The following is a 20729-nucleotide window of genomic DNA, read 5'->3' as shown; positions in this document are numbered from 1 at the left end:
TGAGTTTTCGATGAAAGCTCTTATAACAGGAATAAGCGGATTTGTAGGAACGTATTTATCCGAAAAGTTATTAGAATATAATTACGAAGTCATAGGACTTTCTCGTTCTTGCCCTACTAGCAAATATATTAATTGCATTCCCTGTGATATTCAGGATTCTTTGAAAGTAGAGCAAGTAATCAAGTCATGTCAACCAGATGAGATTTATCATCTAGCAGGCTCTGGATTTATTCCGTTATCTTATGAAAAGCCGATCGAAACTTATAATACAATTGTAAATGGAACTCTTAATTTATATGAGGTTGTTAGAAAACTAGATCTTGATACAAAAATATTGTACGTTAGTTCTGCAGAGGTTTATGGTGATGGGAGAGGTATTGCATTTAATGAGAATGACATACTTCGCCCCAATAATCCTTATGCGGGAGCAAAAGCTTGCGCGGACCTAATAAGTGAACAATATGCTAAGACATATGATATGAAAATTCTACGTGCCCGCGCCTTTAATCATACTGGGCCGCGACAAACATCTGAATTTGTATGTTCTAATTTTGCAAAGCAAATATCTGAAATGGAACGTGTAGGTAGAGATACTATTAGAGTTGGAAATATTGATGTAAAACGGGATTTCCTTGATGTAAGAGATGTTGTAAATGCCTATTTTTTAATTATGAAATTAGGAATTAGTGGAGAAGTATACAATGTTTCTTCTAATAACGGGGTTTCTATTCACGAACTATTGAATACGTTAATCGCGATTTCAAATATTAAGTATCCAAAAATTGAAATAGATGATAATAAAGTAAGGGAGAAAGAAGCGTCTGTTCGGATAGGTGATAATACAAAATTACGATGTCATACAGGGTGGTTACCCAAATATGATCTTAAAGATACGATGAAAGATTTACTGGATTATTGGAGAAATAGAAAGATTAGTTTTTAAAGCGAAAGAAGGTAGTTATGGAACGTGAAAAAGTAGTCATTATAGGTGGAGGCGGGCATGCAAAAGTCATTATTGACATCATTCAAAGCACAGGTACTTATGAAGTTATTGGTTTCACTTCACCTATTGATGTTGAAAAAAGTTTGTGTTGTGTTCCATACTTAGGGAATGATTCGATTTTGCCATCTTTGTTGAAAAAAAAAATAAAATCATTTTTTGTTGCCATTGGCGAAAATAAATTACGAAAAAAATTGTTTGAGGAACTAGTTGCTCTTGGATTCGCACCTATAAATGCAATTAGTCCATTTGCGCATATATCATCGTATGCCGCTCTTGGAAAAGGTGTAGTTGTTATGCCTGGTGCTGTTGTAAGTACAGGCGCTGTTATAGGGGACAACGTAATTATTAATACCTTAGCTGGTATTGATCATGAATGCGATATTAGTTCACATGTCCATGTAGCACCAGGAGCATCACTGGCTGGATGTATTAAGATCGGAGAAGGTACGTTTATAGGAGTGGGTACAAAAATTATCCCCGAAATCAAGATTGGGGAATGGGCTGTTATTGGTGCAGGTTCCGTAGTTATATCAGACATTCCAGCGAATGCTAAGGTAGTTGGTGTGCCAGCAAAAAAATATATATAAAAGGATGAAGAAAATGAAAGTAATTAAAAATATTCCATTGGCAGGACCTGTTCTTAATGGAAATGAAAAAAAATATGTTATGGATTGTATTGATACTGGCTGGATATCATCTAATGGGAAATATGTAACTGAGTTCGAAAATAAGTTTGCTGATTTTTGTAATGTTGAGCATGCTCTGTCTTGCGCAAATGGAACAGTTGCATTACATTTACCTTTGCTTGCTTATGGAATAAAAGAAGGTGATGAGATAATTGTTCCGACACTAACATATATTGCAACAGCAAATGCAGTTAAATATTGTGGTGCAACGCCTGTATTGGTAGATTGTGAATCTAATACATGGAATATGGACCCAAATAGAATTGAGGAAAAAATAACTGATAAAACTAAAGGTATAATTGTGGTTCATCTTTATGGTCATCCGGTTGATATGGATTCTATAATGGAAATCGCTAAGAAATACAGCCTTTTTGTAATAGAAGATGCAGCTGAAGCACACGGTGCAGAATATAAGGGCAATAAAGTTGGTTCGATAGGGGATGTAGGGACATTTAGTTTTTTTGGTAATAAAATTATATCTACTGGAGAAGGAGGAATGATCACTACAAATAACTCTGAATTAGCAGCTAAGATGAAGCTACTGCGGGGTCAGGGAATGGATCCTCAAAGAAGATATTGGTTTAATGTTGTAGGCTATAATTATCGCATGACCAATGTGCAAGCAGCGATTGGTTTAGGACAATTAGAAAATATTGATTGGCACTTGGATAAAAGAAAAACTGTAGCAAATGAATATATTAAAGAATTTTTTCCATTTACTGATTTATTCACTATGCAACCTGAGATGTCCTGGGCAACTCATTCATATTGGATGGTATCGATTTTACTTACAGATAAAGTGAAAATAAGTAGAGATGAGATGATGAGTCTGCTTGCAACTGATGGGATAGAAACAAGACCGTTATTCTACCCAATGCACCAACTGCCTCCTTATTATGAAGATTCTACTTACCCTAACGCTGATCGTATATCAATCCGAGGGTTTAATATCCCCACTAATGCAGAACTTAGTTCATCAGATTTAAGATATATAAGTGATAGATTAGTTTACCATTGTAAAAATAATGTTTAGACATATGTACAGGTGCCATGGCGCCATCAGAAGTATTCATTTGGAGGTATTCGTTTGAGCGAATATATCAGGAAAATTTATCGAACAAGGTATTTTTGGACGCATCTCGTTTATGCAGAATTAAAAAATAAATTCAGGCGTTCAAAACTAGGGTTTCTTTGGGTTTTTATGAATCCATTGTTGCTCACTCTTCTTATGACAACCGTTTTTGGGACTGTTTTTAAAACGTCTTTTGGTGATTATGCTCCTTATATTTTGTCAGGCATAATTGTTTGGAATGTTATCAGTTCATCAATTATCGGAGGTGGAAATTCGATATTATCTGGTGAACAGTATATTCGTCAATTTAATCATCCAATAGTAATATATACATTGAGATCGTCTTTGGTGATTACAATTACATTTGTTATTGAAATGTTATCCCTAGTGATATGGATTATTTTTTTGAACCCTCAAAACATAATTCTAGGGATAATAACATTTCCATTAACAGTGTTCCTATATTTTCTTGTGTCATGGTCTACTACTACAATAGCGGGGTTTATAAATGCTAAATACCGAGATTATCCACAAGTAATGGCTTTGATTATTCAAGCTCTCTGGTATGTTTCTCCTGTGTTTTTTAAAACAGAAATGTTTACAACAAATCCAGTATTGAAAAATTTTCTAAATATGAATCCAGTAACGCATGTATTAGCTTTAATTAGGAACCCTTTTTTGTTGGGGGTTATGCCCACTCCAAGTGACTATGGTTTCACGATTGGGGTTGTTTTTATACTAACCATTGTAGCCTGTTGGATAACATACAAAAATCAAGATAAAATCATTTTTTATTTTTAAAAAAAATTTATGAAGGAAAATAGATATGGACAAATGGTATATAAAACTTGAAAATGTAAATTTGTATTATCCGTCACATATATACAATGCAACAACAATAAAAAAAGAAGTTTTTGCATGGTTAAAGTTAGAGAAAAAAAAAGAAGATCTAGATAATGTTCATGCTCTTAAGAATTTCAGTTTGACAGTGAAGCAAGGAGAAAAACTAGGGATTATTGGTCACAATGGAGCAGGGAAAAGTACTCTTTTGAAGACAATAGCTGGTATATTTCCGATTCAGTCGGGTTCATTAAAAGTGAATGGTGAGATACGTTCTTTATTTGACTTGTCTCTAGGTTTTGATCTAGAGTCGACTGGTAGAGAGAATATCATGTATCGAGGTCTTCTATTGGGTGAAACTCCAAGAACAATAAGAGAGAAAGAACAAGAAATCATTGATTTTGCAGGGCTCGGGGATTTTATTGACTATCCTATTCGAGCATATTCTGCGGGTATGTTGGTTCGTTTGGCATTTGCTATATCTACTTCTATTGAAGGAGAAATTCTTCTGCTCGATGAAGTTATAGGTGCTGGAGATGCTTCTTTTACTGCCAAGGCAAAAGAAAGAATGACAGAACTTATGAACAAGGCTAAAATACTTGTGCTTGTTTCACACGATCTTTCCACAGTCAAGGAAATATGTGATCGGGTTATATTAATAAAACAAGGACAAATTATTAAAGATGGAGAGCCTGAAGAAGTAATAAAATTTTATAAACAAATGCTATAAAGAGTTCCGTAATAAGGAGAAGAGTATATTGGTTAAAAAAAAGAGAGTGTTATGGTTAATTAATCACAAAACATTACGAAAGTTTGAAGTTCCTATGTTGATCGATCTAGGGTATGAAGTATATACACCTAAAGTATTTCCATACGACGAAGGAAACATGTCGGCTTCCATTGATTACTCTTACGATGCTACATTAACTATTCCACAAGATGACATAGATAAACTAAATCAGGTGAATTTTTATGAATATTTGCCCGAAGACATCTTATCAATTATTAATGATAATTTTGAAGTTTGCATCTTCTCTTTTTTTCCAAGACAATTCAAGGAGTTGGTGCGTAAGTATACAGGGATCTTAGTGTTTAGGCCTTTTGGCTTGGATAATTCGATAAACTATACACAAGTACTTATGTCCATTTTTGGTATTAGTATTTTTAACGAGTTGGAAAAATTAAAACATAGATTTTATTTTGGGCAGGCGTTTGAAAATTTGAAAGATGTAGAAGTTGGAATATTCCACGACAGGGCCCTAACTCTCCCGATAGGTTTAGATGGGGCAATCAAAAGCGAAATGTGGAAAGGCGAAAAAGATAGAATTCTTTTTGTTTGTCCAAGAATAGAAACATCAGACTATTTTAAACGCATCTACGATGATTTTATTAAAAATTTCAAAGAATATGATTACCTTGTGGGAGGAGCGCAACCGATTCAACCAATGGATGAAAAAGTGATAGGATTTTTGTCTGATGAAGATTATCAGGATATGTATTTAAATTCCAGATTGATGTATTATCATTCAAAGGAGAAAAGACATATTCACTATCATCCTTTTGAAGCAGTCAAATGTGGATTACCTCTAATTTTTATGGGCGGAGGGATCTTAGATCAGTTAGGTGGCAAGAATCTACCAGGGCGTTGCAAAAATATTAATGAGGCCAAAAGGAAAGTCAAAAGACTAATTAATGGAGACAAAGCTTTTATAGATAAAATTAGAAGCTCTCAACACGTTTTATTGGGAAAAATGTCATATGAATATTGTATGCCAATATGGAAAGAGAATTTCAAAAAAATTCAAGAGAATATGCAGATATCTTTTAAAGAATATAAATCCCCCAAAAAAATTGCGGTTATATTAGGTGAAGAATATACTGGAGGTGTTTTGGACTACGCTATTAGGCTTTTAACAGCATTAAAGAGAGGTATTGACGAAAACCAAAGTAATCTTGAGCTTGTTTTTGGACACGTTGATCATCTAAATTATGTTGGCAAGAACTATTTTGAAAAAATAGAAGAGATGGGCATAACGGTTCGTCCCTTTGAATGGCGGAAAGTCGATAATGAGCAGATTAAAGAAATGATCTCAACAAAATTTGGAGCTTCATTTGTGGCATTTGACTATGATTTACCTGAATATTACATGTTAGACGATAAAGTTAGCGGTTTTGCAGATTGTGATTATCTTATCTTTGCAGTAGATAGAGTTCCGGGAAGGATTTTCACTTTTCAACCTTATGCCGTTTGTATACATGATTATATACAAAGATATTTGCCAGGAATGCTTGGTGGATATTATGAAAGTCACGTAATTGAAATGACTCGAAGAGCAGATGCAGTTATTGCTAATACTGATGCCAACTTTGAAGATGCTATCCAGTATTTGGGCATACCCAAAGAAATATTAAGAAAGATACCGTTACTTTTTGAGTCATATAAGGAAAATGAACAAGTTTTTTATGTAGAAAAAAAACCTGAATCAAAGTTATACTTAAGAAATAAAGAGCGGGATTACTTTCTATGGTCTACAAATGTAACTGCTCATAAAAATCATAAGGTAGTTCTTGAGGGATTGAGTGAGTACTATCAGAAAAACGGAACCCTTATCTGTTTCGTCACAGGTCATGAATCTGATAAATTTGATGTGAAAAAGGAGTATAATGGTGGGGGTTATATTGCCGATATAAGAGATTTAATCAGTCGTGATGAAGGCTTAAAGAAAAATGTGATTTTCAAAGGGAATCTTCCGAAGGCGACATATATTGAACTATTAAAAAAAGCCAAGTTCTTACTGCATGGAGGAATAATTGATAATGGAAACATGTCGGTGTTTGATGCTGCATTGCATGGTATTCCATCTATATCAAGTAGGTATCATGCGATGGAGAATTATGAAAATTATATGAATCTTGGGTTGCGATTTTTTAATCCTGATAAACCGAAAGAATTAGCTAATCTTTTACTTAAAACAGAAGTAGACTATAAAGAGTTTGGAAAAAGGGTTCCTTCTTATGAAAGTTTGATCAGATTTACAATCGACCATACGTACAAAGAGATCTTCAATGTTTTTAAGGAACTTATAAAATTTTAAGCGCAAGGCGACTAAAAGTATAGTTTGGGAGTTACGAAAATGAAAATAGGGATATTTCTAACTTATAAACCCAATACAGTATTAACAAGTGAGGGTCTTGGTAGATATTTAGCTTCGCTAGTAAAAGGTTTTGTAGATACAGATAATGAAGTGGTGATTGCTTGCCCAGAATGGTTAGAGAATACGCTTAATCTTCTTTTTGAGGACTATAGGATTAACAAAAAAAGTGTTACGCTAGTAACAGTAAGTCAGCCTATTAGTATTAGGTTTATGATGTTGTTAGGAAAGCGTAAGAAGCAAGAGCGTAAGTCAAAGGGTAAAATAAAACGTTTAGTTTCAAATCTTCTTTTTGAAACTTTAAATAATGTGCTGTCTATTACAAATGCAATTTTGTTTTTTACTGTTCTCTTAGTAGGAGTTATATTAGTAACAGGATTGCTTCCCTTCTTTTTAGTTAGTTTAATTATCGTATTAATCATGCAATTGATTAGAAAGTTCATTAAAAGACCTAAAGATAAGTTTAATCTATATATGAATAGGACATTTATCAAAAAAATTGTAATTAGTGTATTATTACGAATTTTCACATGGACACAAAAGCCGGGTTACAGTTTGTATGAAGCGGTCATAAATAAAAATATTGAAAAACTTATAAACAAAATAAACTTAATAGAGCCAGTCGATATTTGGTATTCTCCGAATGCTTTTCCAACAATGTTTGAAAAAATCAATGGAGTAAAAGTTATAAATGTACCTGATTTAGTTACCGCGGTTTATCCGCAAAGATTTCTTGATATGAGTCCGTTACTTCAGACAGAGAAAATAAGGAATGTAATTAAAAGCTCTAGTTATTTTATAACATATTCGAGTTATATAAAAAAAACAATTGTGATAGATGACTTTATGAAAAAAGATGAAAATATTAAGGTAATTGAACATGCGACTAATGATTTATCCAGCTATATTGATATTTATTCCAATTCGAAACACCTCGATTATCCTTATAATGTTAATTTTGTTTTCGCTAGACAGCAGCTTAATTTATTAAAAGTTAAAGCTTCTTTGCCAATATTACCTCATATTCATGAGTATGTTGCTAATTTGAATTTTAAAGACGTAAAGTACATATTCTATTCTTCGCAGATAAGGCCTCATAAGAACATTATTAATCTTCTGAAGGCATATGAATATGTTTTGCGAAGAAAGTTTAAGCAAGTAAAGCTGATATTGACTGGTAAATACAGCGCTGATGAAGAAGTTAAAAAATTTATTCTTGAAAAAAGACTACAATACGATGTTTTAAGTTTTTCTAATGTATCCTCTCAAATGTTAGCTTGTTTATATGCGTGTGCAGAGCTAGTTGTAAACCCAACTTTGTATGAAGGGGGATTTCCATTTACACTCACAGAAGGTCTATCTGTAGGAACGCCGTCTGTGATGAGCAGAATACCACAAGTTCTAGAAAAATTAGGAGATGAGGATTCTGAAGATTATTTATTTGATCCATATAACTGGAAGGATATTGCAGAAAAGATTATCTACGGGCTAGAAAACAAAGATAATTTGTATGAGCGTCAAAACAAAATTTATCAAAAGATGAAAGAAAGAACAATAACTGTAATGGCTCACGAATATGTAGATGCTTTTAAATACTTTATTGACAAATCTGCTCACCAAAAGGATTGATATCTATATTTAAAAAAATTGTTTGTATTGTTACAGTCATAATTTGCTTGGTTAGTGCTAATGCTCTTGCCACAGATGAACAAAAACCAGATGTGATTTTTGCTGTAATTAATAATCATGAACAATATGTCAACAAGTTTGTTGCGACTGTTCAAGTGAATTTTTTATCTCCTAAATTTAAAAACGACGATGTTTACATGAGTTATCATATTTATGTTGGAAATAAAGAGGTATTGTTTGAAGGTAAACGTAAGCCGCTTTCGCATATCGCTGATAATTTATATTATTCCGATTTCGAAATAGACATGTCTTCAATTAAAGGTGCTGAAAAAAATGCGGTGATTGTTTTTGATTTAGTAGATCAGAAAAATGCTTATTGGTTTTTACAAAATCCCAACATAGTAGCAGTAAGCGATGAAATTCACTATAATGAAGACAAGGTTAAAGGTTTTTTTTACTTTTTAAAAACTGGTATTAAAAGTAATTTGCCGATATTTATAGTTAACTTAGTTTGTTTTTTAGCGACTATTTTTTTTCTAATCAGAAAAAAAATTAATAGTTATAAAAGGTAATAGTAAGCCCATCTATAGGGTGCTCCTCTCGTTGGGTGATGTTGTTCTGTCAAACACCATTCTGCCAAAGATTTGAGCATCTTTCTTATTTCTCAAACAAGGCACTTTCGAAAAATAGGTTAAATTCTAGAATAACTAATAAAGAAGAGGGATTCTAATGAAAGGCATAATTCTAGCAGGTGGAACAGGCTCTCGATTGTTTCCACTAACTAAAGTAACTAATAAGCACTTGCTTCCTGTCGGAAAATATCCTATGATATTTCACTCTGTAGGCAAATTGAAACAAGCTGACATTAACGATATTCTGATTGTCACTGGCAAAGAACACATGGGCGATGTCGTTAACCTCCTAGGCAGTGGGCGGGAAATGGGGGTAACTTTCACGTATAAAGTTCAGGATGAAGCAGGTGGTATTGCTCAAGCACTAGATCTCGCTGAACATTTTGTAGGAAATGATCAGATGGTCGTTATATTAGGTGATAACGTATTTGAAGAAAGTATTGTTCTATTTGTAAACAATTTTAGGGTTCAACGCAATGGGGCGAAAATCCTTATTCAAGAAGTTCAAGATCCACAAAGATATGGAGTTCCAGAGTTGCAGGGAGACAAGATTATCTCTATTGAAGAAAAGCCTAAACAACCGAAAAGCAGCTACGCGGTAACTGGGATCTACATGTATGACAGTTCTGTTTTTAAGATAGTTAAGACACTGAAGCCATCAGGCCGCGGCGAGCTTGAGATCACAGATGTTAATAACGCATACATTGAAAAAAATGAGCTGACTTACGATATCCTTCAAGGCTGGTGGACTGATGCGGGTACACATGCTTCATTATCAAAAGCAAATGAGTTGGCGAAAGATTTGTATTTCGGAGATGATTTTGGAAAACTCAAACTGTAAGAGGTGTAAAACCCGATGAACATCTTATCAACTAAGCTAGAAGGACTATTTATTATAGAGCCCGATGTCCACGGTGACAATCGGGGCTTTTTTATGGAAAGCTATAGCAGTGCAAAGTTTGCAGAATTAGGCATTGATTTTCCATTCGTTCAAGACAATCATTCTTTATCTATGGAAACAGGTGTGTTACGAGGTCTGCATTATCAGTTGAACCCCAAGGCACAGACGAAGCTTGTTCGAGTTGCTGCTGGTGCAATTTACGATGTAGCGGTAGACATCCGCAAAGAATCCTCCACGTTTGGTCAATGGGTGGGAATTATCCTTAGTGAAGCTAATCAGCGCCAACTCCTTGTTTCTCAAGGCTTTGCACATGGTTTTTGTACGATTGTGCCCAATACGCAAGTGCTCTATAAAGTAGATGAGTATTACTCACCTGAATACGATAGGGGCATACTTTGGAGTGATCCTGCGCTCGGAATTGATTGGCCAACCTCTAAGCCTATTCTTTCCGACAAAGATCAAAAGCACCCGCTCCTCGTAGATGCGGAAATAAATTTTTAAAATGGGAGCTATGCAATCATGAAAATACTTGTAACTGGCGGAGCAGGCTTTATTGGCAGCAATTTCGTAAATTATATGCTTGACCGATATCCAAACTATCAAATCATTAATCTTGATGCTCTGACTTACGCGGGAAATTTAGAGAACCTAACATCCATTCAAGAAAATAGCCAATACATTTTCATAAAAGGTGACATCACAAATGAAGAATTAGTAAGCAGCATTTTCGCTCAGGGAATCGATAGGGTCGTTCATTTCGCTGCTGAATCCCATGTGGATCGGAGCATCTTAGAGCCGGATATTTTTGTGAAAACCAATGTATTAGGTACACAAGTTCTACTGGAGGCAGCTAGAAAGCATGCTGTAAAGAAATTTGTTCATGTATCCACGGATGAAGTCTACGGCTCACTTGGCGAGTCTGGTCTTTTTACAGAAGAAACGCCATTAGCACCGAATAGTCCGTACTCAGCTAGCAAAGCGGGATCTGACCTTTTGGTACGTGCTTACCATGAGACATTTGGACTGCCAATCAATATCACACGTTGTTCCAATAATTACGGACCTAATCAATTTCCTGAGAAGTTAATCCCGTTAATGATTGCCAATGCTCTAAACGATAAGTCTCTCCCTGTTTACGGTGACGGCCTTAATATCAGAGATTGGTTGTATGTTGAGGATCATTGCAGCGCAATTGATCTCGTTTTGCATAAAGGTGTTGATGGTGAAGTTTATAACATCGGAGGAAATAACGAACGAACCAATATTCAAATCATACAAACGATTCTTCGGGAGCTGGGTAAACCAGAGTCATTGATGCAATTCGTAAAAGATCGTCCAGGGCATGATCGCCGCTATGGGATTGATGCAACGAAGATTACGAATGAACTTGGATGGGAGCCAAAGCATAATTTTGAAACAGGCATACATGAAACCATTCGTTGGTATTTGGAAAATCAGGATTGGTGGAAACGAATTCAGACGGGTGAGTATCAAAAGTATTTTAATGAACAATATGGCGCACGATTAGGTACTAAATAATGAAAATCTTAGTGACTGGAGCAAACGGCCAGCTAGGACAAGATGTAGTTAAATTACTTGGTGCTAATCATGAAGTTCATGGTTATGGAAGAGATCAACTAGATATTACGAATGAGAGTCAATGCATGGAGGTCATTACGGCCTTAAGACCTGATGTTGTTATTCATAGTGCGGCTTATACAGCGGTTGATCTTGCAGAAACGGAAGTAAAGCAAGCTTACGCAGTTAATGCAGACGGAACGAAGAATCTAGTTATAGCGGCTGAGTCTGTTGGAGCGAAATTTTGCTATATCAGCACTGACTATGTTTTTGACGGTACCTCAGTTACTCCTTATAAAGAAGACGATCTGACTAACCCGCAAAGTGTCTACGGGAAGTCCAAAAGAGCCGGTGAACAGTATATAGAATCGCTCTCTTCGAAATATTTTATCGTCAGAACATCCTGGGTATATGGCAGTTATGGGACTAATTTTGTGAAAACAATGTTGAATCAGGCGAAGACGAGAGATTCTTTGAAAGTAGTTAGTGATCAGTTGGGGTCACCGACCTATACGATTGATCTTGCTTTGTTTCTTGAGCAACTTGTGATGACGGAGAAATATGGCATTTATCATGCATCTAATTCGGGTTCTTGTTCGTGGTATGAATTTGCTTGTGCGATTTTTGAAGAAAGTGGCTTGAAAGTAAATGTGGAGCCTTGTACAACGGAAGAGTTCCCGCGGCCAGCTCCAAGACCTAGAAATTCAGTTATGGAGCATGGAACGATTCGGGCTAACGGCTTTGAGGATTTGCGTCCTTGGCGCGAGGGATTGAAGGCTTTTTTGGTGGAATTGGAACAAAATAACTAGACGAAACTATCAGTGTGCTTAGGCGAGCTGATAGTTTTTTTGTGTTTGGTTGCTTATAATGAAAGTAAATACTAAGGGAAATGGTATGTCATGGGGGCTTTTATGGGAACGGTTAGCATACATATTGTTACATTTAACAGCGTGGAACATATTGACGATTGTTTGGAGGGGGTTTTCGGTCAAACTTATCCCATTCAAAGCGTCGTTATCATCGATAACGCCTCTAAGGATGGTACTCAAGAGCAATTGGCAAAATGGCAAAGTCGATGTTCGATTGTTTTCAATAAGGAGAACAATGGGTTTGCGGGAGGGCATAATCAAGCTATCCGAATGACAGATTCGGATTTTTGTCTTATTTTGAATCCGGATGTGATTCTTGATTGTGATTACGTGGCTCAAACTATTCGATGTTTAATTGAAAATGAACGAGGTGGGAGTGCAACGGGGAAGCTGCTTTTTAAGGCAGATCCTACTCATATAGATAGTACGGGTCTAGTTATTAATAAGGCTCGGAGAGCTTTTGACCGTGGAGCTCATCAGTCAAGCGATCTGTTTAAGCAGGCAGAGGAAGTTTTCGGTGTTTCAGGTGCTGCTGCGATGTATGCTCGTAAAATGATTGAAGATATTTGTTTGGATGGCGAATTTTTTGATGAGGATTTTTTTGCTTATAAGGAAGATGTCGATGTGGCTTGGCGAGCGCAGCTGTTTGGATGGAAAGCACTCTATGAGCCTACTGCTGTTGCTTATCACGAGCGAGGGTGGAAGGAAGGCGGTAGAGGCAGTAGACCGCTTTTTGTTAGGAGATTGTCGTATATTAATCGATACAAAATGATAATGAAAAATGATCGCTCCTCCATGGTGATAAAGCATATGGTTCCATTACTTGTTTATGAGTGTTTAAGTTTCGGATATGCGATGATAAGAGAACCTAATCTGCTTGGCGCTTGGAGCGATTTTTGGGGAAAGTATGGGGAGTTGAAACGTAAGAGGAGTATTATACAAGGGAGACGGCGGGCGACGGATAGGGATGTTTATCGGTGGTTTAGTTGACCCATCTTGCCAGAGAGATCGAATCTAGTTTTAAATATTGCCTTTATTCGCATGATCGTATAATATTTGATGAATGAAGAATATGTGATATTTTGTCGAAAAGAGCTTTGTGAATATGTAAATCAAAGTTTCAAATGCAGTTAAATTTAAGATTTTCCAGAGAGGTGCGGAAAGAATAGATGAAGTACGTCTTAGTAACTACAACTTGTTATCTACTTCTTGTTAATCTTGAGGACGGTCAGGTTATTCCGCTTGAAGGTAACCGTCAGGAATATTATGGAATATCTTGGTTTAAAGGCGATGATCGTCTTGTGCTATCCCATAGTGGGATTCAAAATTCAAAATTGAAAGACCTCGCCACTTACGCTGTTTCCGAACGTGGTTGGATATCAGCAGGTGAAGAAAAGAGTCCTTTTTTTCTATCTGCTCCTCACCAAATTTTGTGTACATCTGACGATAAAATAGTTTGCACAAATACTGGTCGTAATGTAATAACAACAATTGAATTATCTAAACCAGGGTATTATCATGAATGTGGATTAAGTTCTGAACGTTGGGATCGACTCTCCCCAGACGTATTTAGCGGCGATCATCTAAATTCGGTGTTTATTAAAGATGATAAATTATACGTTATTGCGCATCGATTCAAAAAAGGATCATGGCTTGGTGTGTTCTCATATCCGGAAATGCAGTTGTTGAATATCGAAAATTTAGGCCCAAGAAGCGGTCTTCATAATATTTGGATTACAGATCAAGGGCAGAGAATTAGCTGTGATTCGGAAAGAGGCAGTTTAATCGATCTGGATGAAAGTACTCCTGTTTGGATCTCAGGCTCGCCTATCTATACACGAGGTTTAGCAGCTCATGGGAATTATGTTGTCGTTGGTGAAAGTCAACAAACAGGAAGAGATTTAAGGCATAGCTCGATTAGCGGATTATGGATTATAGATCGCAGTACTTGGAAAGCGATTGATCATATTTCTTTGGGCCCATATGGGGTTGTTCATGAGGTTCGTCTTCTTGATGTGCCTGACATGGCCCACCATAATATTCCATTCGCTGGTCTTGGTAAACTTCTTGAACGAGAAAGCATGTTGAAAGATTTTTCCCGTAAGAGTCTTGACGTTTCAAAGATGATTTACGAGAATCGTTCGATTTGGATGAATTATGAAATGATTTTCGGGTCTCCTTTGTTTAGAGAAGATCGATTCCTTCACGCAGATTTAGGGCAATTATCATTAATCATGAAGTTACATGAAGATGACCATATCTCATTTGATTTTTCTTTTCTGGAGCTTGAAGATTTAAATGTACGACATATCTCTGCAGTCTTGGATTATAAAGGAGAAGGCGACGACAGACAGATGTCTTTGTTTTTGATCCAACCTTGTTCGGAGTCAGAGTCAGTCCTTTCTATTTGGAAAAATGAGGGGGATTCTTGGGAAAGATTATCTCAATTTGAGTACACAGGATTGCCTATATCAGGAAATATGAAGGTTGAAGAAAATAATGATGAAATGACCATTTATATTAATGGAATAAAACTAGCATCAATTAATTACGCTGATATTTCGGAGCATCAGAGAACTGGGGCATTTGGTGTTAGATGGACTGGTGCAGCAATAAAGTTCGCTAATTAATAATTTAGTGTTAGCTGCCTTTAAGTATTCTTTCTAGCTTTCCGAAAGTAATTGGAGGACTTTATGTCTAATGCAACCAACAATGTATTTCGGCAAAAAGTTAAAATACAAAAAAAAGATCGTCAAGTTCAAAAAGCAAATAAGAGCTTTGTTATCTGGTTTACGGGCTTATCGGGTTCCGGTAAGTCGAGTTTGGCAAATGAACTCGAGTTCTTACTATATAAAAGAAATCTTTCAACTTATCTTTTAGATGGAGATAATATTAGGCTTGGGTTGAATAAAGACTTGGGATTCAATTCTCAAGATAGAATGGAAAATATTCGACGCATAGCTGAAGTATCAAAGTTATTTGTCGATGCTGGTGTTATCAGTATAGCGGCTTTCATCTCACCTTATATAGCAGAACGTAATCTTGCTCGTTCTATGCTTGAAGTAGGAGAGTTTATCGAGATTTATGTGAAATGTCCTATAACAGTATGCGAAATTAGGGATCCAAAAGGTTTATATAAAAAAGCGCGAAGCGGAGAAATAAAGGAATTTACGGGAATCTCGGCCCCGTATGAAGAGCCGATATCGCCTGAGATTATTATTGAAACTCACAAAGTTTCAATTTCTAATGCTGCTGAACAAATTGTTCAATATTTATTAGTTAATAAATTAATTAATAATTAATTAGCTTTGAAATCGCTATTCCAGTATAAATAGTTAGTATATTCGAAAAGAAAAGTAGCTGGCTAGCAGCCAATTTCTTTTCTTTTTTTGTCGAAGGGTTCAAGTGTCTTGCCTCCAATGATTCTTCCCCAATATATATCTTTTTACGCCACTAATCACCCATGATATAATAATCTTATCACATTATAAAATGAGGTTTTTCCGTGGACGTATCCATTCTCATCGTCAACTATAAAACGAGAGATCTAACTCTAGCCTGCATCAAATCAGTCATCACGTCGTCTACATCATACAACTACGAAATCATCCTAATCGACAACGCATCCAACGACGGCATCATCCAAGCCATCAACGAGCAATACCCGCAGGTCGTCACTATCGCCAACACAGACAACGTCGGCTTTTCCAAAGCCAACAATCAAGGCATCAGAATAGCCAAAGGACGCTACATCCTACTCTTGAACTCCGATACCATCGTTCAACCAGACACGATGGACACGATGCTCCATTTCATGGACGAGAACCCATCTGTGGGAGCCAGCGGCTGCAAAATCGTCCTGCCAGACGGTTCCCTAGACAAAGCCTGCAAGCGGGGCTTCCCGACGCCCTCAGCATCCTTCTACTATGCGTTTGGCTTCTCGAAGTTATTTCCCAAGAAGCCGCGCTTCAACCAGTACCAGCTCGGTTACTTGAATCCGGATGAGGAATATCCCATCGACTCGCTCGTTGGAGCCTTCATGTTGATTCGCCGCGAAGCGATTGAGCAGGTAGGAATGCTGGATGAGGAATTTTTTATGTATGGTGAGGATATAGATTGGTGTTATAGAATTAAACAAGCGGGTTGGGTGAATTACTACTATCCGCGCACTCACATTGTTCACCACAAAGGCGCCAGCAGTCGTAGAAAGCCTTTTAAAATCATATATGAGTTCCATAGGGCTATGATCTTGTTTCACAATAAGCATTATCGGCGGAAGTATTCCTGGTTGATCAATGCCATCGTTTACTCAGGTGTCGGTTTGAAATTTGTATTATCTTTAGCACGAAATAAACTGCGTCCTGCGAGGTGATGTCCATTGATTCGACAGAGTCAAGGTTTTTTAACCCAACTTTATGCACTGGCCGATTTCATATGTATTCAGCTCGTGTTTTTACTTTCCTGGTGGCTTAAGTTCAGAAGCGGCTGGATTCCATTCGATCCTCCACTGCCATTCAAGCATTATTTGATGTGGAGCATAAGCTACGCCATTATTGCTATTTTGATCAGTTATATGGTGAATTTTTATACACCCAAAAGAAGGAAGCAGTTCTCTTTCGAGGTTTTGAAAATTATCCAAGTGCATGCCATCAGTTTATTATTGCTATTAAGTGTTCTATTTATTTTAAAAGAAGTCGACGTTTCCCGTTCTTATCTCTTATTGTTCCTAGTTAACAATATTCTTTGCATCAGCTTCTACCGTTACATGATCAAGGTTTCGCTGAAGCGCGTCCGGCAAAAAGGCTACAATAAGCAGTTCATTCTTATTCTCGGTGCGGGATCCTTGGGCCGTCAATTTTACTCGAAGCTCAAGCAGCACCCGGAATTAGGGTATGAAGTTGTCGGTTTTCTTGATGATTATCAGGAGAAACATGATTTAACATACCAGAGCTTTAAGCCAATTATAGGGAAAATTGATGATCTGGAGTCCATCCTGAATAAGCTCATCATTGACGAAGTAATTATTGCTCTCCCGTTAGACGCACACCGCAAGTTCGGCAGCATTATTAATGTTTGTGAGAAAATAGGTGTCAAAACGCTCATTATTCCGGATTTTTATGATTTCTTGCCGTCACGGCCTTATTTTGATAATTTTGCGGATATGCCGCTGATTAATGTGCGTGATATTCCATTGGATGAATTCAGGAATCGGTTGTTTAAGCGGGCTTTTGATATTATTTTTGCTTCCGCGGCCATTCTTATTACGATGCCGGTGATGTTGGCCTCTATTATTGCGATTAAGCTGACTTCGCCTGGGCCGATTATTTTTAAACAAGAGCGCGTTGGACTCAATCGCCGACGTTTTATGATGTACAAATTCCGTAGTATGAATGTGCTCGCAGAGAGTGCCTCGAATACGGAATGGACGGTTGAAAACGACCCGCGGCGCACCAAGGTAGGTACGTTCCTGCGCAAAACAAGCCTGGATGAGCTGCCGCAGTTTTTTAATGTGCTTTTTGGGCATATGAGTGTTGTGGGGCCGAGACCGGAGCGTCCTTATTTTGTGGAACAGTTCAAAGAAGAGGTTCCTAAGTATATGGTGAAGCACCATATTCGTCCGGGGATCACCGGATGGGCGCAGAGCAATGGGCTGCGTGGTGACACGTCGATTGAGGAACGGATTAAGCATGATATTTTCTACATTGAAAATTGGACTTTTTTATTCGATATTAAAATTATTTGGAGAACGATCATTAACGGGTTTATCAACAAGAACGCCTATTAAAAAAAATTTCCAAGCAACCGCATGATTCGCCAACATCTTCCCCATACTAATGCATATACTTAAGTATGCGGGGAGGTTATGGTATGTTCGATCATGAAGACGCTTACCAAGAAGACCATTTGTCGGTCGGCAAAGGCTTGATTGTTGGTGTGCTGTTCGGCTCCCTGATCTGGGTCGGCATAATTGCAGGCATCGTGTATATGTGGTAATCAGGTTTGATTCATAAAAGAGGCTGCTGGGGGCTGTGAAAAGCTCTTGGCAGTCTTTTTGGTCTGGATGGGGTGTCTGTCCGAGACAGTTTGAGCGGGGGACGCATATGTTGGCAGTAGAGGTGATGAAGCGAATGAAGGTTATACCTACGAAACTGGATGGGCTGCTTATTGTTGAACCAGATGTCTATGGGGATCATCGAGGGTTTTTTATGGAAAGTTATCATCGATTGAAAATGGCCGAGCAAGGGATCGATATTGCTTTTGTTCAAGATAATCATTCTTTGTCAAAGGATGTAGGCGTGCTGCGCGGGCTTCATTATCAGTTAAATCCTAGGGCACAAACGAAGCTGATCCGAGTTGTGAGCGGGGCGATCTATGATGTGGCGGTTGATATTCGTAAAAGCTCCGCTACGTTCGGTCAGTGGATTGGGGTTGTGCTAAGTGAGGAGAATAAGCGACAACTGCTTGTTCCTCAAGGGTTTGCTCATGGTTTTTGCACGATCCAGCCTCAGACGCAGGTGCTGTATAAAGTGGACGAGTATTACTCTCCGGAAAATGATCGGGGTATCCTTTGGAGCGACCCAGCGATTGGTATTGATTGGCCGACGTCACATCCGATTTTGTCGGATAAGGACGGGAAGCACCCGCTTCTGAAGGATGCGGACATTAATTTTTAGCAAGGATTTATTTTCATTAGTCGAAAGAGATATTTTTTGAGCGAAATCTAAGTTATAATGAAAGAAGAAAACTTCTTATGACTTGGAGGTTGTGTCATGGCTGAAATGACAGATCGTGAGTTCCTAAGCGCTATGCTCGGAAGAATCAATGAAATTGGTGCAGATGTGAAGGCCATCAAAGATCGGGTAGACAGCATGGATCGGAGAATGGGCAATATGGAAGAGCGAATGGGCAATATGGAAGATCGCATGGGTGGTATGGAGGGTCGAATGGGCAAATTAGAAGGTGCAGTACAAGATATCAAACAAGTACAAATTCAGCAAAGTGAGCAAATCGCTGGCATTGCTGTGACGATGATGGAGCATGCGGCGAGTATACGTACACTCAAATTAGTTAAATAAAAGGCGACATTGGCAAGCAGCCGTTGTCGCCTTTTTATTATGAGATCGGTACTGATGATTTAGCAGGCTTTAATTTCATAGCGCTTTTGAGTCCTGCAACTAGCTGTTTTTCAGCCAGCCTGTATACCATGTAACATAAGGGAATGGTCAGTGCCACCACAAGTAAAGCAGTAAAAAAGAAACCGATATAGTCCACTAGATGTGTAGCAACGCTTAATTTCATTAGAATTGAAATGAAAATGAGATGCGTAAGCAAGATTGTATATGAAGCATTTCCTAATTTATTCAGATGCTGCACCCAGGTTGGAAGCTGTAATTTTTCTGGTATGGATGAAGCGCCTAGTAGCACTAGTACAGCTGGGATAATATAGAACAGGTAATTATGATACATGGTGAGATTGTACATGTTGTTTACCCATATGAAGAGGAAACCCAATGCCCCTACAATAATGAAAAATGTATAGTTCCTAGTTTTATGATGCTCTACCCATTTGGCCAGCAGGCAGCCTGCAATAAATTCCAAATTAACCTCGCTAAAAATAAAATTTAAATATACATGACGATCTATATCGGCACCAAGGATAGGAACGTGCAAGACATGACAGATCGTTAATAGCAGCCATACGCCTACAAAGATTTTTGCGGGCTTTTTGCCAATGGCCATGAGAAAACTGAAAATCACATAAAAGAGAACAAAGTAACTCAACGACCAAGCTACAGGCAGAACGGGCCCGTGTGTTTGAGGCAGAAGCAGGAGCGATTTGATAATTGTATCTTTGTAGGTTTCATAGCCATAGCCAAAACTAGGTACTACAAAATAAACGGGTAATACGGTGAGTGTAATTATCCAGTAGAAAGGATAAATGCGGATTAGTCGATTCGTCAAAAACGGAATAACGGTCATTTTAGTTCCGATTTTATGTCCATATGTATGATAGAGCAGAAATCCTGTGAGCAGGAAAAAGAAGTCAACACCACCGGATCGCCCGATGCCGCTGATTCCTAGGAAATCGTAGTGAAAGTACTTGAATGACATGGCTGATGTATGGAACAGCAAGACAAAGAAGGCCGCCGCTCCACGTGAGGCTTGAAGTACAATTCTTTGATTTGGATTCAAAAATAAACTCCTCCGGTTCATAGATACTGATCTTTATAGTCCATCGTGCCAGAAAAGTGTGAATAAATAATGTACACAAGCTGAACGGGCGCTGAAAATGCTAAATGTTTCATGGGTCCGACTAAATTTAGCCAAGCCCCAACTCGTCTGCATAATCGGCCAAGTCCCCTCATA

Annotated in this window: 21 protein-coding genes; 20 read left to right on the top strand and 1 reads right to left on the bottom strand. The window is 37.6% G+C overall.

Going from position 1 to position 20729, the window contains the following annotated elements; genetic code table 11:
• The first annotated feature begins 10 nt into the window (after positions 1–10).
• From LOZ80_RS25760 to LOZ80_RS25670, 20 genes are all read left to right on the top strand, one after another.
• On the top strand, positions 11–943 hold the full coding sequence (locus LOZ80_RS25760; RefSeq protein WP_238167342.1) for a GDP-mannose 4,6-dehydratase: 933 nt from the start codon (positions 11–13) through the stop codon (positions 941–943).
• Between the two features lie 17 nt (positions 944–960).
• Positions 961–1590 carry an acetyltransferase gene (locus tag LOZ80_RS25755; RefSeq protein ID WP_238167341.1) on the top strand — a complete coding sequence of 210 codons (630 nt, stop codon included), beginning with the start codon at positions 961–963 and terminating at the stop codon, positions 1588–1590.
• A gap of 13 nt (positions 1591–1603) precedes the next feature.
• Entirely contained in the window at positions 1604–2722 is a 1119-nt protein-coding gene (locus LOZ80_RS25750; RefSeq protein ID WP_238167340.1) for a DegT/DnrJ/EryC1/StrS family aminotransferase, read from the top strand.
• Between the two features lie 54 nt (positions 2723–2776).
• Complete coding sequence (locus LOZ80_RS25745; RefSeq protein WP_238167339.1) at positions 2777–3562, top strand: ABC transporter permease; 786 nt, start codon at positions 2777–2779, stop codon at positions 3560–3562.
• A 25-nt stretch (positions 3563–3587) separates the two neighbouring features.
• Positions 3588–4331, top strand: coding sequence for an ABC transporter ATP-binding protein (locus LOZ80_RS25740; protein ID WP_238167338.1), 744 nt, complete (start codon positions 3588–3590; stop codon positions 4329–4331).
• A 28-nt stretch (positions 4332–4359) separates the two neighbouring features.
• The gene (locus LOZ80_RS25735) at positions 4360–6696 is read left to right on the top strand and encodes a glycosyltransferase family protein (RefSeq protein ID WP_238167337.1); all 2337 of its coding nucleotides are present in this window, start codon (positions 4360–4362) and stop codon (positions 6694–6696) included.
• A gap of 39 nt (positions 6697–6735) precedes the next feature.
• Positions 6736–8382, top strand: coding sequence for a glycosyltransferase (locus LOZ80_RS25730; RefSeq protein WP_238167336.1), 1647 nt, complete (start codon positions 6736–6738; stop codon positions 8380–8382).
• Positions 8383–8429: 47 nt separating this feature from the next.
• Positions 8430–8954, top strand: coding sequence for a hypothetical protein (locus LOZ80_RS25725; RefSeq protein WP_238167335.1), 525 nt, complete (start codon positions 8430–8432; stop codon positions 8952–8954).
• A 157-nt stretch (positions 8955–9111) separates the two neighbouring features.
• Entirely contained in the window at positions 9112–9855 is a 744-nt protein-coding gene (locus LOZ80_RS25720; protein ID WP_238167334.1) for a sugar phosphate nucleotidyltransferase, read from the top strand.
• 15 nt (positions 9856–9870) lie between these two features.
• On the top strand, positions 9871–10416 hold the full coding sequence (gene rfbC / locus LOZ80_RS25715; RefSeq protein ID WP_238167333.1) for a dTDP-4-dehydrorhamnose 3,5-epimerase: 546 nt from the start codon (positions 9871–9873) through the stop codon (positions 10414–10416).
• 18 nt (positions 10417–10434) lie between these two features.
• Positions 10435–11454 carry a dTDP-glucose 4,6-dehydratase gene (rfbB, locus tag LOZ80_RS25710; RefSeq protein ID WP_238167332.1) on the top strand — a complete coding sequence of 340 codons (1020 nt, stop codon included), beginning with the start codon at positions 10435–10437 and terminating at the stop codon, positions 11452–11454.
• Positions 11454–12302 (top strand): dTDP-4-dehydrorhamnose reductase, encoded by an 849-nt coding sequence (rfbD, locus tag LOZ80_RS25705; RefSeq protein WP_238167331.1) that lies wholly within the window; start codon positions 11454–11456, stop codon positions 12300–12302. Before rfbB ends, rfbD begins: the two co-directional genes overlap by 1 nt.
• Positions 12303–12392: 90 nt before the next feature.
• On the top strand, positions 12393–13352 hold the full coding sequence (locus LOZ80_RS25700) for a glycosyltransferase family 2 protein (RefSeq protein WP_337950976.1): 960 nt from the start codon (positions 12393–12395) through the stop codon (positions 13350–13352).
• A gap of 179 nt (positions 13353–13531) precedes the next feature.
• Positions 13532–14992, top strand: a complete 1461-nt coding sequence (locus tag LOZ80_RS25695) for a TIGR03032 family protein (protein WP_238167329.1) — start codon at positions 13532–13534, stop codon at positions 14990–14992.
• A 63-nt stretch (positions 14993–15055) separates the two neighbouring features.
• On the top strand, positions 15056–15664 hold the full coding sequence (gene cysC, locus LOZ80_RS25690; RefSeq protein ID WP_238167328.1) for an adenylyl-sulfate kinase: 609 nt from the start codon (positions 15056–15058) through the stop codon (positions 15662–15664).
• 203 nt (positions 15665–15867) lie between these two features.
• On the top strand, positions 15868–16734 hold the full coding sequence (locus LOZ80_RS25685; RefSeq protein WP_238167327.1) for a glycosyltransferase family 2 protein: 867 nt from the start codon (positions 15868–15870) through the stop codon (positions 16732–16734).
• Between the two features lie 6 nt (positions 16735–16740).
• A complete protein-coding gene (locus LOZ80_RS25680) occupies positions 16741–18147 on the top strand; it encodes an undecaprenyl-phosphate glucose phosphotransferase (RefSeq protein WP_238167326.1) in 1407 nt (468 codons plus the stop codon).
• An 83-nt stretch (positions 18148–18230) separates the two neighbouring features.
• A complete protein-coding gene (locus LOZ80_RS39210; RefSeq protein ID WP_268240111.1) occupies positions 18231–18356 on the top strand; it encodes a hypothetical protein in 126 nt (41 codons plus the stop codon).
• A gap of 134 nt (positions 18357–18490) precedes the next feature.
• Positions 18491–19036: a dTDP-4-dehydrorhamnose 3,5-epimerase gene (gene rfbC, locus LOZ80_RS25675; RefSeq protein ID WP_238173117.1), complete on the top strand. Its 546-nt coding sequence runs from the start codon at positions 18491–18493 to the stop codon at positions 19034–19036.
• A 96-nt stretch (positions 19037–19132) separates the two neighbouring features.
• On the top strand, positions 19133–19438 hold the full coding sequence (locus LOZ80_RS25670; RefSeq protein ID WP_238167325.1) for a hypothetical protein: 306 nt from the start codon (positions 19133–19135) through the stop codon (positions 19436–19438).
• Between the two features lie 37 nt (positions 19439–19475).
• Here the strand turns inward: LOZ80_RS25670 and LOZ80_RS25665 are convergent, their stop codons facing one another.
• Positions 19476–20555 (bottom strand): acyltransferase family protein, encoded by a 1080-nt coding sequence (locus tag LOZ80_RS25665; protein WP_238167324.1) that lies wholly within the window; start codon positions 20553–20555, stop codon positions 19476–19478.
• Positions 20556–20729: the final 174 nt, after the last annotated feature.

Origin of the sequence: Paenibacillus sp. HWE-109 (assembly GCF_022163125.1) — a bacterium.
Classification (GTDB): Bacteria; Bacillota; Bacilli; order Paenibacillales; family NBRC-103111; genus Paenibacillus_E.
The sequence above is the reverse complement of the archived record's forward strand: the minus strand, read 5'-3'. Positions and strand labels throughout refer to the sequence as shown.

Bases quoted from the DNA above. Each gene is read 5' to 3' on its own strand.
- LOZ80_RS25760 (WP_238167342.1), top strand. From the start codon at position 11: ATGAAAGCTCTTATAACAGGAATAAGCGGATTTGTAGGAACGTATTTA.
- LOZ80_RS25755 (WP_238167341.1), top strand. From the start codon at position 961: ATGGAACGTGAAAAAGTAGTCATTATAGGTGGAGGCGGGCATGCAAAA.
- LOZ80_RS25750 (WP_238167340.1), top strand. From the start codon at position 1,604: ATGAAAGTAATTAAAAATATTCCATTGGCAGGACCTGTTCTTAATGGA.
- LOZ80_RS25740 (WP_238167338.1), top strand. From the start codon at position 3,588: ATGGACAAATGGTATATAAAACTTGAAAATGTAAATTTGTATTATCCG.
- LOZ80_RS25730 (WP_238167336.1), top strand. From the start codon at position 6,736: ATGAAAATAGGGATATTTCTAACTTATAAACCCAATACAGTATTAACA.
- LOZ80_RS25720 (WP_238167334.1), top strand. From the start codon at position 9,112: ATGAAAGGCATAATTCTAGCAGGTGGAACAGGCTCTCGATTGTTTCCA.
- rfbC (WP_238167333.1), top strand. From the start codon at position 9,871: ATGAACATCTTATCAACTAAGCTAGAAGGACTATTTATTATAGAGCCC.
- rfbB (WP_238167332.1), top strand. From the start codon at position 10,435: ATGAAAATACTTGTAACTGGCGGAGCAGGCTTTATTGGCAGCAATTTC.
- rfbD (WP_238167331.1), top strand. From the start codon at position 11,454: ATGAAAATCTTAGTGACTGGAGCAAACGGCCAGCTAGGACAAGATGTA.
- LOZ80_RS25700 (WP_337950976.1), top strand. From the start codon at position 12,393: ATGGGGGCTTTTATGGGAACGGTTAGCATACATATTGTTACATTTAAC.
- LOZ80_RS25695 (WP_238167329.1), top strand. From the start codon at position 13,532: ATGAAGTACGTCTTAGTAACTACAACTTGTTATCTACTTCTTGTTAAT.
- cysC (WP_238167328.1), top strand. From the start codon at position 15,056: ATGTCTAATGCAACCAACAATGTATTTCGGCAAAAAGTTAAAATACAA.
- LOZ80_RS39210 (WP_268240111.1), top strand. From the start codon at position 18,231: ATGTTCGATCATGAAGACGCTTACCAAGAAGACCATTTGTCGGTCGGC.
- rfbC (WP_238173117.1), top strand. From the start codon at position 18,491: ATGAAGGTTATACCTACGAAACTGGATGGGCTGCTTATTGTTGAACCA.
- LOZ80_RS25670 (WP_238167325.1), top strand. From the start codon at position 19,133: ATGGCTGAAATGACAGATCGTGAGTTCCTAAGCGCTATGCTCGGAAGA.